The organism is Thiohalophilus sp. (genome assembly GCF_034522235.1).
In the GTDB taxonomy this organism is placed as follows: domain Bacteria; phylum Pseudomonadota; class Gammaproteobacteria; order UBA6429; family Thiohalophilaceae; genus Thiohalophilus.
The window spans coordinates 134,785-148,266 of sequence record NZ_JAXHLN010000002.1; the positions used below are offsets into that span (position 1 = coordinate 134,785).

The following is a 13,482-nucleotide window of genomic DNA, read 5'->3' on the forward strand; positions in this document are numbered from 1 at the left end:
AAGCCGTATGCGGCGTTGTGTCGGTTAAAGCATAAGCTGCAAATTGGACATCAAAAGTTGCAAATGCGGTGGCCATAAGATGCAAAAAAACAACTAATGCCCAATGCGAACATAGGGCATTAGTTTTTTAATATTGTAGATAGCTGCATCTACTCCAGTTATTACTTATAGAGGGAATTAAATTAGTTTATTCTGCTGTACGATATTTAGCTTATTATGTTGTACGATATTTAGCTTATTCTGCATACCTGAATTATGACTTTTGTCGACAAAAGGCGGATATATGCTACGAAACCATTTGATAATATATAAGTGATTGCTGAAATAATATTTTACGGATCAAAGGGATCCAATCAACAACTATTAGATGCTTAATTTATTGTGGGAATATTTTTTTCATTCAGCGACGAAAATGGAGCATATGAATGGTGGCGGAGCAGTAAATTCCTTCGTGCACATCCATGGTATGTTCGTTCAACAGTGTTTTTTAAAGCACTTGAATGGAAACCTCTAGAAACAAGTTTCAATAATCTCAAAAGTCAATACGATTTGCCTGCCAATAATGAAATAAAATGGTCATTTGCGTGGTCATTAAAAAGCCATAGAAAGACTGGCAAACCAATTACCGAAAAAGATAAATATTATTTTCTCAAAAATTACGATCCAGACAAATTAGAAAGATTTCTTGTAGAAGCAGTTGCATTATTAACGAATATTTCATATTGCAAAGTCATATTCACGGTAACAGATAACAAGATATGTCCAAGAATACAAGAGTCACGTCTTCTACGAATGCATCTTCAAGAGTCAATGCAGCGTCTTGAGATGGATATGGAGCAAGATGAAGAGAATTTATGTGTTCCATTCATTGATCCTGTGTCGAGACAAAAGGATAAAACGCTACGTGAAGCTTATTCTGAACTATATCGTAACGGAGATCTATATAAGCGATATAGTCATATTAAAGATAGCTTAAATATAGAGTATTCACATCATAGTGTTGGTATTCAGGTAGCGGATTTCCTGGCGGGAGCGTTTGGCTCACTTTTGAATGAGCGCGATTTAGGTAGAGAGGTATACCGTCGGACAATACATGAAATTATACGAAAAAAAGCCGATGGACAAGTGAGTGGCTATGGTGTACGGGAAGTGCCAGGAAATAAACGAGTTAGAGCGGCTATTGTAGAGTTAATGCAGGGCGCGTACACATAGTGCACCTGTGCCCAGAATTCCCGCTCAATTAATATGGATGACGGCTAATAGTGATACGAAAAATTCGTGGTTATCACTAAAGAGATAAGTGTGACTGTGTTCAGGAGAACAAGAACGAATGCGCTGGGAAGATAATTCAGATCCCTCATTGCCTGCAAGTAAGCTCGAGAACTTAAAAGTTATAAAAGATGGCAAGGTCTCGTTTGAGGCATTTTTGTCTCAAGAATATATGACAGTGCTAGGGGGAATGGTTGTACTATCTGATGGCATACCAACTGAACATAAGCCGGGTATAGTCAATACGGCAATTTTCACTTCAGCTAGGAAAGGTGTGATTACACCTAAATCAATAGCCAAGGAAATTAAAAGGCAAGAGAATTCATATTTAAAAAAGCCATTAAATACATTTTCACTAGTATCTTCTTTGTCAATTTCACGTTTTGAAACGCTTCCCGCTATCCGGATTAATGGGTGCTCAATAACTTTCTTGCCTGCACTCCACAAAAAATATGTCATTGAAAGACAAGATATCGAGCGTCGTGCTTCTCAGTGGCTTTATAGGAAACCTCCGGTTAATTATATTAATGTGGTAGCAACAGTGAAATCTAGGTCAGTGGAAGAGGCGGCTAACCGAGCGTTGGATCAGATCGATCTAATCCGTGGAATATGGAATTTGCGTCATACTAGCTCTATGAGGATGTCTTCCGGGAGGATTAAACCTGTAAACACAGTATTACTTGGGCCACTTCATACTATTCATCTTCCGTCTAAAAAGTTAGCTACTGAAACATATTGGTACCAACAGAACTATCACGATGAAGTTTCTGCGCTTAGATTAGGAAATAAAAAAGAAAAAACGCTGTATTTCACTAAGAATGTAAGAAAGCGACTAAATGGTCATCCTTATAGGTTGATCGTAGAAGAGTCGATCCGGAGATATGCAAGAGCATTGGATTATCCTGATTTGGATGCATCGTTTTTGAAGCTATGGTCTGTGCTAGAGCTTCTTACAAACACCTTAAAAAGTAGTTATAAAGTAACTATACAGAGAGCATCATTTACCTTTGGTGAAACTTACTTTCATCGGCAGGTGCTCAATAACTTGCGTAGTTACAGAAATGCATCAGTTCATAGTGGTTCAGAGCCAACAGGGCAAACAGAGTCCTTTTTGTATCAGCTAAAAAGATACGTTGAGCAGCTCATTGTTTTTCATTTATTTAGTGGGATTCGCTTTTCTGATATTGCCAGCGCAGCATCATTTTTGGACATGGAGCCAGATGTTAGTATGCTAAGGGAACAGCGCAAGATGATAAGTGCGGCTATAAAATATAGGTCATAATGAAATAGCAAAACAGATGAACGATAAAAAATATGATGATGAGAAATAGATCGAAAACATAGGGGCAGTACGCATATTTTATTATCTAACTCGCGGCAAATTGATAACTGGTTATGCTGTCCCGGATTTTCTCCCATCTTTAAATTATTAGGCTCTTCCCCAATTGTAGTGGGTTTGCTAGGTTAAATCGATGATGGACGAGACGACCTTATATGAAAAGATACTGGGCATCGGCTCACCGTGGTTTGTCAGCGGCATTCAATTCATCGCGTCGGACAAAACGGTTGAGGTTCACGTTGAGCTAGAAGACGGAGCATCGTTGTCTTGCCCCACCTGCGGTCAATCGGCACCGCGGTATGACAAGCGCGCCCGTCGCTGGCGACATCTGGATACCTGCCAATTCAAGACCCAAGTGGTGGCCGACGTCCCCCGCATTCAATGCCCTGAACACGGCGTTCAGACGATCGAGGTCCCTTGGGCACAAGATAATTCGCGTTACACGGTCTTGTTTGAGGCCATGGTGATCCGGTTGCTAAAAGAGAGCACCGCCTCATCAGTCAGCCGGATGATGGGGCTGAGCTGGAATGCTGTGGATGGCATCATGCAGCGAGCCGTGCAACGTGGCCTCTCGCGCCGGGGTAAGCCCGCGCTGGCGCAGCTGGGCGTGGACGAAGTGGCCTTTCAAAAGCGCCACGAGTACGTGACCGTCGTCCACGATGCCCGCGGGCATGTTCTGCACGTGGCCGAGGATCGCAGCGGCGCCAGTCTGGGCGGATTCTATGAGGGCTTGACCGCCGCGCAAAAGGCCCAAATACAGAGTATTTCGATGGATATGTGGCCGGCTTACATTCGTGCCACCTGCGAGCACATTCCCGAGGCCGAACACAAAATCGCCTTCGACAAATTCCACGTCAACCAGCATCTGAACCAGGCGGTCGATATGGTTCGCAAACAAGAGCATCGCCAACTGATGAGGCAAGGCGATGAGACATTAAAGGGCACGAAGTATGGTTGGTTGCGTAACTATGACGATCTAAAACGCAACTTGCGCCGCGAGATAGAGCAACTGGCGCGTGCGGCGAACAAAACAGGGCGAGCGTGGGTCATTAAGGAACACGCCAAGGGCTTGTGGTGCTATATCAAACGCGGCTGGGCCGAGCGCGCCTGGCAGCAATGGTATCAGTGGGCCATCCGCAGCCGCCTTGAGCCTGTCAAAAAGGTCGCTCGGATGATTAAGCAACACCTGTGGGGCATCATCAATGCCATAGTATTGGATGTCACCAATGCCCGGGCGGAGAGTATCAACAGTCAAATCAAGATGCTCAAAGATAAGGCGCGCGGCTTTCGAAATCGGGAGCGATTCAAAACCGCCATATTGTTTTACTGCGGTGGGCTGTCGTTAATGCCAGAAAAATACGAAATGGCGACCCACTACAACGGGTGAAGACCCAATTATTATAATTTCTTTCAAGGATTGATAAAATGAATAATAGGGAAATAGAAGGCTCTCTTGTTGAAACGCTGAAGAATTCTGATCTGTCTGAAATTACAACGGATACTAGTGAGTTAGGGTTAGATGAAATCATTGAAGATGGGTTGCTTCAAGATATCCCTGTTGTTTCTACATTAGTAAAGCTAGTCAAGACTGGCGTAAATATTAGGGACTACTTCTTTGCTAAGAATTTGTTTAAGTTCCTCGCTTCTCTTTCTGAGTTGTCGAGTGAGCAACGCAAGGCAATGGTGGAGCGTTTAGAAGATGATGAGGCATATAGGAATAAAGTAGGCGAAAGTCTAATGGTTTTACTAGACCGGATAGATGATATTGGAAAACCTGAGTTAGTCGCAAAGGCATTTAAAGCATATTCTTCTGATGCTATTGACGCTGAGCAACTGCAAAGAATAAATTATGCAATTGAAAGGCTTTTGATGGTCGATATTGGAAAACTGGAAGATTTCTCAAAGATTTCTCGAGGTCATATTTATGATCTTGTTGTGGGACAGAATTTTCTTAATGCAGGATTGGCCTATGTAGGTACAGGGTATGGTGCTGGCGGTACTCACCCAAATGATATTTGTAATTTATTTGTCCAGCACATACTAAAAGTATAACAGTAATATTCGAAAATCTAACAACACAATTAATCAGTACATCAAACATTATGCGATGCTTCGCGTTTTATGCCTGTTATGCAAACCGTTAAATGTCCGCTTTTGGTCTTTCACCGCAGATTGTAATGATATAGATGTAGGCTAGAATATGTGTATGGGCTGATATCGACCCAAAGCTGAGGCTTGAAAATAAATACATTTCGTTGAATAGATTTGAACTATAACATTAAGGGGCTAATATTTCTATTAACGTAATTCGACATAAACTCTTGACTTCTAATTATTAAGGGGTCCTTATAAAAAATGCTGTTAATGTTATCCAGATCCGGTTAACAACTATTAGGCGAAAAATAATATGGCACATCATCTAAACAAAGATTATCTCAGGCAGGAGGCAGAAAATACAGCCAAGGATATACGTTTTAAAATTGATGAGGTGCATGGCCCTTACTGGAAGAGCCGAAATGAAATTTCAAAACTAATAATATCTCTGAGCTCAGCTATTTTGGTTGGAACAATAACATTTTCAGGTTCTTTGCTTACATCTTCAACAGGGGCCACACAATGTCCCTCACTCATAATTATTAGTTGGGGTTTTTTATTACTTTCACTTCTTTTTGGGATCGCCTCTATTTGGTTTGATTCTGTTCTCTTAAGCTTTCACCCCAGGTTTGTTAATTTGGGCCCACAACTTGATCAAAAATTTGAGGAGTTAAACCCGGAGTCGGAAACTTTAGTTAACGACATCCTTGATGTAGTTGAAGATATATCTAATAAAGCACTTGAACCTGTTGGGGCTGCTGACCAACGTTCGCAATTTTTTACTGTTGCATCTTTAGTAACATTTGGCGTTGGCATATGTATATTTATCATATTTGGTTCTATACAACTAATTTAATGTGTCTAACAAAGCGTTCGTGTAGGACGCTTCGCAGCGTTGCAGCTTTCTCTCTACTGCTTAAAAGTTAGCTGTTGAATAATTAGGGTTTTATCTATGTACCGAGAAATATATGAGTATAAGGCTGATGGGTATATTGAAATAGAAAATACTTCATGTATTGGAGGAGTGGTTCTATATAACTCCAAAAAGAATAAAGTTGTGAAATCTGGTGAGGACGCAGCCTATGACAAGTTCGTAACATTCGTACAAAGCCAAGTAACTCAAGTTCCTGGATTTCCCTTAATATTTAACCATACGAAACCAGAAGGAGAATTCTCCTTTGATAATAACAAAGCATACACAATTACTGAGCTAGAATATTTAGAACCACTAAGCGATAAGGAGGGTGATGAGTTTGTTGTTTGGTTTAAAAGTGTAATTGACAAATTGAAGGAGGGTGGTGACTTTTCTGCAATCACTGATGATCCTTTTGGGTTGCTAAATGAGTTAAATCTTCTCCGTCAATATGCTGTGGGAAATAATATAGGGCTTGATTTAAACAAGAGTTCGAATGTTATGGTAAGATCCTATAAAGGAATAAAACAGTATGTATTTACCGATCCATATGGGTGAATCACCTAAGTAGCATATTTTGTTCGTTTTCTATCGCTCGCTTATCCGTACGTGTTTAATGTTAAATTCCCGCTTCTGACCTAAATCTGTCCCTCACACATTCTCGCCACGATTTCTTTATGTACTCTTTCATGACAGTTTTCTAATTCTTACAGTCGTAATCGTCGCTCTACCTATTAGGTCTTCTGATGACTTAGGCGGAACTTTTAGTTTTGGTCAATTAAGAAGGTCAGGGTTCATTGGGCGGCCAACATTGGCCAGATCCAAGATCGGGGTGACGTGGTTCGTCCGTCGGCCTGCCATGATCCAATCGCCATTCCTCGATTCGACCGAGAAGCATGAAGGCTGACTTCCACCGTTTCTCGTCCTCCATCCCCATTCTGAACAACTTCACGCGTATTTCGTTCGATGCCCGTGCGTGTTGTGTGAAGGCGTTGGAGTTTTGTCCATAGGGTCGGTGCTCTATAAAAGTACTTTCGAGTTGGTCCCAGATGCCTTGGGGGACCGGCGAGGGCTTAGCATCATCGATAAGGTTCAGATTTGCTGTGAGGGCTTCTGGCGTTCCGAGCCAGCCCAGTACTTTCGAGAGCACGTGCCGATTGAGTTCAGGCAAGTCGCGATCGCACAAATTCCGCAACCGTTCGGACACTTCTGGCTTATGCAGGGCCAGTTCCCCGAGCCGCGCGACCAGCAGGTCTTCACGGTGAAGACGGTGCATCAGTGCGATGCCGCGGGTATCCGGATCGACGAAACCTACGAGTAGCTCATGTGTGCCTGGGGTGTCGAGTGAAGCGAAAGCATTTATGAAATTATCCTCACATTGCTCGAACGTCGGTGCATCAGACGCGAGCTTGTATAGGAGATCAATTGCGGCATCAGCACGGCTCTCACCAAGAGCGGTGACAAGCTCACGCAAATCATACCCCGGGAATTGGTATCTGCCGAAAACATCGCGCATCTTATCGATCCCGGCCGCGGGATTGTCGACGTACGGGCAGAGCGTCAGAATCCGGCGCAGAAGGTGCCTATCTGAGCCGTGTATCCAATTCCCCGATTGCTCAATGATGGTATCGACGAGGGCGAATACAGTGGTCGAGGGCAAGACGACACCCGCCATTAACAGGCGCTCTAAGGCGTCGAGACAGGTGTATTGGTCCCATTGTCCGGGCATGGCAATCACGTCAAGCACCGTTGACGCGGAAGCGTGGCCGTCAATTGCGGCAAGTGCCTTTGCGAGCTCTTTTAGTCCGGCACCGGGTTTCCCGTCTTGATTCTGTTCTCGCAGGCGCTTGATCTCGGTATCAATTGCGGCGGCGAACCGTGTGCGACGCTGGTCATCGCCGTGTGGTGGAGTGCTACCCTCGCGTGCGGCCCACATAAGGTCGTAACGGAACGTCCGGTCGAAGGAACGCTCCGATTTGGGCACGAAGTCGCGCGCCATTGCGGCGGCCACCTCGGAGCGGTATTCAGGTTCGGGAAGCAGGTCAATAAGCACCTTCTCGGCATCGGCCGCGTTAAGATGCATGACAGCGGTGATGTGCCAGTCGGCGTAGCTCATGGATCCACCATTGCCGAGAGGTCCATGGTCGCCGGCTGCACGCGCGGCCCTGCCGCGACGTACCCGCTCGATGTCGGCGTGGGTGAGCCTCACCAGATCCGCCATGTCTTCGGGTTTTCCGACTTGGGCGATCGACGAGGCCAGATTGGCTTTCTCCTCGCCGTTGAAGTCGTCCTGGCGCAGGACCACATCGACATTACTTATTAGGTAAGCACGAAGGCATTCCTTTAGGTCGTTGTCGGCGATGCGCAGCGGTTCAACGTCGGATCTCGCGACCCTACTCAGAAGATCGGCCGCGACTTTGATGTCGAGCGGGTCACCGCTGGTGACGGACGAGAGAATGCCAGCTGCGGCGATATCGTCTGGAAAGTCGCGGAACAGGACTTCCAGTTGGCGCATTATCTGCCACTCGAGTTCTTGTCGCACGCCAGGCTCTGCATCCACCCTGCTCCTCAGCTCGCGCAGCTTCGCAAATACGTGTGCCGCAAGATTGGCGTCTGCGTGAGCGGCAATGACTGAAATCATGCCGCCGAAGCGGCCGCTCTTGAGGTCTTCCGTTTCGATACGGTGCAAGTATTTCTCGATCAGGACGTCTGGAATGGCGGCTGCAAACGACAACCAATACTCGTGCTCGTAGAGGATGCCTTCGGCAACCTGGGCAGCCACCCACTCGCTTGTCCAGGCAGAATCGATTCGGTGCAGATACTCGAGCGCCGGCTGAATATAGTGCGAACCGAGATTGTGCATGTCGCCGCCGGAAAGCGCCGCCATTGCATCCTTGACGACTCTGTCCAGACCTGTCTCACCGAGCTCGATCAGATTGAGCGCGGTTCGCAGGCGTGCGGTATGGTCGGTGGTGGTTTCGATGAAATTGTGCATCGCGGCGATTGCCTTAGGCCTGAGCACCGCTGGCAGTCGGTCGGAGTTCTTGCATGCGATCTCCTCAAATGTCTGTGCATCCATTGACTCGAGGACTCGGGTCAGCGCGTCGTCAGACCCGGTCCACATAAGGCCGGAGACCGCCGCCTTCTTCACCGCGATACTGTCGTCCTCCATTGCAAAGGCCGCGACCTCGTTATCAACACGATGATGAAGCAGTTCGGAGACGAAATCCGCTCGTGCCTCCTCGTTCCAGCCGCATACATGCTTACGCCAGCTAGGTCCAAACGATGAGAGCTGGATATCCGGCCAGAGCCGGTAAGTGCTTAGTCGCGTTTGCTGGTTTTGTCCCGACAAAAGTGGAACGATGATGTCATTGAAATTCTCAGCGCCAGTCGCGAGCATAGCGGCGATGGCATACTGCCGAAAGCTACCGTCGTGGACTGCATGGACGGCACGGAAGCGCTCGTCGACGGTAGCTCGAACTTCATTCCATACTGCTGGGCCGCAAAGCCGCGCGAGCTCTCCGGCGAATACGAGGTCGACGGTGAGTGCCATCGTCACCAGCTTGTTGCCGGCGTTGGTATTTCGTTTGTCGGTTTCGCCGTCGCCGGTTTGCTCGGCAAACGTCTCGGCGATCATGCGTAGCGGTTCGGCCCATGCCGGATTATTCACGTATTCGGCTGTAAAGTGGCTGGTAGCGTCGTGGTAATCGCTCGGTAAATCAAGGAGCCGTGTACGGATGTCGAGTGCAGTGTAGTACTCCTGAAGCTGCTGATGCTCGAATTGAAACGCTGTTTGCGGATAGTCAATTCGCTCAAGAACGTGATGTGCTGTGAGCGTCGCAAGAACCGCCGGTGCTCCCACAGGCTCGATCTGGCCAAAATCCGAGAGCTCTCGTATGATGGTAGCAACCACAGTGCGGGCATCAGCCTCGGGCAATTCCACCGTACCGCGGCGGGTCATCTCAGTTGCAAGGGCTGTCAAGTACTGACTTTGCTCGCCGAAGATCGGGGTTGTTTGCAGTGCATTTGTGTGTTCGTCTCGTTGTTCTTGCAGATGAAGAACTTGAGCTAGGATACTGATCTTCGTTGAGGGAATTTCGGAACCACTTTCAAACAGCGATGCAACTTCCGAGAGGATGAATGGAGTACGGGTCAGCGCGTCGAGCGCTGGATCAGCATCGATGCGGGTGCAGAGTTCGGCAGATTGCGCACCAAGACGGGTCGTTAGATAGGCTGCCCGCTGCGTGCGCCGAAGGCGCAACAACCTAAGTCGCAATGCGCCTGGAAGAGGCGGCGTCAAGTGGTGCGTACGGGTTGCGACGATGATACCCGCGCTAGGAAAATCTCGTTCGAGGTCCCGGAGAGCATCATTCGCCTGAGCGGAGTTCGACTCAGCAATTTCATTCCAACCGTTTAACAAGAAGAGAAAAGGTTCAGTCTGCTGAACCCGCGCGAAATCGGCGGGCGTGAGATTTTCGGCTTGAAACGCAGGCATGTCCGCAATGAATTCGAGAATTCTTCGATGCGAGGATGTCCATGCTGGAAGCTCGACTATGAACGCTGTTCCGGCGTCGCGCGCGCGTTGTCCAAGCTGGATCAGAGTCGTGGTTTTTCCACGACCGGCGGGCCCTTCAAGGACGATTCGGCGGCTCTGCGACAGTGCGTGATCGATCTGCTCTAGTGACAGTACGTCGGCAGATTCCGCGCCATCTGGGTCAAGTCGAACTGCTGTAAGCTCGATGAGTGGGTGTCCTTTTGTCTTGCCAGCCCAGGACCGCATGACAACGGCAGCAGCGCGCCTTGTTCTGTCAACGAGGTCTGTGATGTGCGGTTCGACTTCGAAATTAAGGCGAAGAAAGCTCGCATTGAGTGAGGCGTTCTCCGGCAACATCATCTGTGTGATGATCTCCTCGCGCTCGATGATGTGAAGTTCAAGGCCGTGGGATTTCTGTATTTCATCTTCCCACCGCTTTCGGTCGGCGTTGCCAACTTTGGCCGAGGTCACGAAGAGGAGAGCCTTCAGGTCAGGAAAGTTCTTCTTAGCGGTCTCTGCATCGTAAGAAATCTTATTCAGCGTTGGTGTGATCGAGGCTGCGAGTCCCTTGCCAATCCTTTCTGGAGTCAGGGTTGAGGGGGCGTAGGCATCGAGGCCAAGATCCTTCTTGCGCTGGCGAGCAATGAGCTCAGGCCAGCGCTTCTTGCCAAGGACAACCGCGAGCCCCTGAAAACGCATACCCTCCTCTTGGGAGGCGATTTCATCGAGTGCTTTTTCGATATCGGTTCTCAGAATGGCCATTTGTATCCAGTGCTGCGTGCCGGAAGAATCCTAGGGAATTCGCGGAATTCCATGGCTACACACAATTTGTAAGACATTGCAGTAGCTATCCTATTGATCTGCACGAACTTTGTCGACCATGAGGCTGAACAACCAGTGTCGCTCTGATTAACGAGTCAGAAATAGAGCTGAACTGCGTTTGGTGCTATGCAAGCTCGGAGAAATCGAATATAAGAATTTGGGTATTCACTGATAATTGAATCAATATTGGTATTATCTAGAATATATAAAGTAGACAGTTACTGATAAAGCAGAGTATGTATTACTAGAAGAAAATAGGGCGGAAGGTATCGACCCAAAGCCGACATTCAGCAATACAGGATAATGAACGATCCGAGGAAGGATGCGTAACCTGAGATTTACGGGTACATAGATCAGAGCGGAGAGAAAAGGCATTGGTGACAAATGGTAATGCAAATAATTCTCTTTTTTGCCGTCCTATTTACTATTCGTGATCCTCAATTCATTCGTTATCTTCACAGTGAGAGAGTGATCAAATATGAACAATCCAGAAATTCAGAGAATTAGAGATCAGTTTTCTGGAGGTCTATGGCCCCAGTTTTTAGAAAGTGTTGAAATCGGAGGGGTTCGTGGTTGGTCTGGTCAATCTATTAATTTCAGGTTCCCGGTTGTAGCAATAGTTGGTGAAAATGGGGCAGGTAAAAGTACTGTATTAAAGGTAGCAGCATCTGCTTATGATCCTAAGCAGGGTAAAGGGTATTATCCTTCAGATTTCTTTCCCAGCACCCATTGGGACGATGTAAGTGAGGTTGATCTTGGTTTTAGAATTCGGAGAGGGGATGACACGAAAACTTTTTCAATCCGAAAACCGAGTAAACGATGGAGTTTTCCTGAAAATCGTTATTCAAGAGATATTTTTTGGTTTGATGTTTCTAGAACCTTACCGCTTGATGCGGCAGCAGGTTACGCTAGAGTTGCAAAGTTAGCTGCGGGAGAAACATCTACACAACCACTCTCAGATGAATTTTTAAGATACCTTTCGAATATACTTGGCCGGGACTATTTAAATGCCAGATTTGCTGCGCCTGACATAAATCAAGATCGCCCAGTAGGTCTTGTTGAAAGGGAATTTGGTGAAATATCTCAGTTTCATCAAGGTGCTGGAGAAGATACGACTCTTGACTTGATTCATGCAATACAAAATGTACCTGATCATTCAATGATCATAGTCGATGAAGTAGAGGCATCGTTACATCCTAGAGCTCAAAGAAGACTCGTAAGAGTTTTGTTGCATATTGCGAGATTGAAAAGAATTCAAGTTATTCTATCAACGCATAGCCCTTTCGTTCTGGAAGAATTGCCACAAGAAGCGAGGGTGATGATAGTTCCTTCTGTCGATGGGCCAAATATTATTTACGGGGCCAGCGCAGAGTTTTCTCTTAGTAGAATAGATGATGCAATTCACCCAGAACTTTATATATATGTAGAGGACAAAACTGCTGAGGTTTTATTGAGAGAAATATTTGCGTCACATGAAGAAGGGTCAGATATTCTTCAAAGAATTCATATTAGCTCAGTTGGGCCTGCAAATGTTGTGAGGATGATGGGGGAGCTATCCGCAGCTGATAAATTGGCACATCGTTCATTGAGTATTCTAGATGGTGATATGGAGGACGCTCAAGGGTGTATCAAATTGCCTGGTCAAGATGCTCCTGAGCGCGTTGTTTTTGGCGGCCTACGCGAAAATCAATGGCCAGATCTTGATGCAAGATTTGGAGTAGGGGCTGGTACTCTATTCGAGTACTTAGAAGACGCAATGCGCCATGAAAATCACCATGACTGGCCGTCTTTGGTAGGCGATAAAATAAGGAAAAGTGCGTCGAGCGTTTGGGAGATCATGGCAACTGAATGGGCGAAGCAATGTATTTCAGAGCAAGACAGAAATAATATAGTGGATGCTGTCTTGGCCAAATTGGCCCAGTGAAAGCTATGGAAAATCCGTGTAGCGGGATCAGGTCTTGCGTTTTGCTTTTCTGACTAAGAAACAGTCACTTACCTGAATACGGAAGGGAAAAAGTTAAAACCTAACCCCGCGAGTCTGCTAAATAATGCGCCTAACAAGGCGCTCGTGTGGGACGCTTTCTTCGCTGCGCGCCCCACAGCTTAAACGTTATGTGTAATAAAGGATGAGATATGGATGATAAGAAATATACCAATGAAGAATTAGATAAAATTCTCGAGGATATTGATAATAAGAAATACAAAGGAGACGTGATTCCAGAAAGGATTTTTATTGGGAAAGACAAGGATGCACTTTCAATTCCAATTGAGAGCGGCACTAAACGAAGAGTCTTTGAGCGTGACAGCGATGGAAACTGGCAAGAAGCTCCACATGCTGGAGAAAGGCCACCGGCTTAAGCACATGAGAGATAAGGGGTCGGCAATATTACCTCCTTCCCTCAAGATTCATGAATTTAAAAAGTCAATTAACTTCGTTCCTACGGAACCAGACGCAGCAAAGCTTCGCTGGTTATTGTTACGTTAAGTGTTTTAGAGGTATCTGATGAGGTG

Annotated in this window: 9 protein-coding genes; 8 read left to right on the plus strand and 1 reads right to left on the minus strand. The window is 46.4% G+C overall.

All coding sequences use genetic code 11. The features are described 5' to 3' along the window. Positions 1-381 precede the first annotated feature (381 nt). The 6 genes from U5J94_RS00805 to U5J94_RS00830 all read left to right on the plus strand — a co-directional run bounded on the left by U5J94_RS00805 (position 382) and on the right by U5J94_RS00830 (position 6,173). Positions 382-1,212, plus strand: a complete 831-nt coding sequence (locus U5J94_RS00805) for a DUF3800 domain-containing protein (RefSeq protein ID WP_322563749.1) — start codon at positions 382-384, stop codon at positions 1,210-1,212. Positions 1,213-1,330: 118 nt separating this feature from the next. Further along, complete coding sequence (locus U5J94_RS00810) at positions 1,331-2,551, plus strand: hypothetical protein (protein ID WP_322563750.1); 1,221 nt, start codon at positions 1,331-1,333, stop codon at positions 2,549-2,551. Positions 2,552-2,741: 190 nt separating this feature from the next. Continuing rightward, positions 2,742-3,995, plus strand: a complete 1,254-nt coding sequence (locus U5J94_RS00815) for an ISL3 family transposase (RefSeq protein WP_322563751.1) — start codon at positions 2,742-2,744, stop codon at positions 3,993-3,995. 38 nt (positions 3,996-4,033) lie between these two features. Next, the gene (locus tag U5J94_RS00820) at positions 4,034-4,660 is read left to right on the plus strand and encodes a hypothetical protein (RefSeq protein WP_322563752.1); all 627 of its coding nucleotides are present in this window, start codon (positions 4,034-4,036) and stop codon (positions 4,658-4,660) included. Positions 4,661-5,015: 355 nt separating this feature from the next. Beyond that, complete coding sequence (locus tag U5J94_RS00825; protein WP_322563753.1) at positions 5,016-5,558, plus strand: hypothetical protein; 543 nt, start codon at positions 5,016-5,018, stop codon at positions 5,556-5,558. A gap of 96 nt (positions 5,559-5,654) precedes the next feature. Next, a complete protein-coding gene (locus U5J94_RS00830) occupies positions 5,655-6,173 on the plus strand; it encodes a hypothetical protein (protein ID WP_322563754.1) in 519 nt (172 codons plus the stop codon). A gap of 229 nt (positions 6,174-6,402) precedes the next feature. Here U5J94_RS00830 and U5J94_RS00835 read toward each other — a convergent pair whose 3' ends face one another. Further along, positions 6,403-10,911: a hypothetical protein gene (locus tag U5J94_RS00835; protein ID WP_322563755.1), complete on the minus strand. Its 4,509-nt coding sequence runs from the start codon at positions 10,909-10,911 to the stop codon at positions 6,403-6,405. A gap of 538 nt (positions 10,912-11,449) precedes the next feature. On the opposite strand from U5J94_RS00835, the gene U5J94_RS00840 reads away from it, so the two are divergent. Together U5J94_RS00840 and U5J94_RS00845 are read left to right on the plus strand one after the other, a co-directional pair. Next, positions 11,450-12,895, plus strand: coding sequence for an ATP-dependent nuclease (locus U5J94_RS00840; RefSeq protein ID WP_322563756.1), 1,446 nt, complete (start codon positions 11,450-11,452; stop codon positions 12,893-12,895). A gap of 209 nt (positions 12,896-13,104) precedes the next feature. Then, entirely contained in the window at positions 13,105-13,329 is a 225-nt protein-coding gene (locus tag U5J94_RS00845; RefSeq protein WP_322563757.1) for a hypothetical protein, read from the plus strand. Positions 13,330-13,482: the final 153 nt, after the last annotated feature.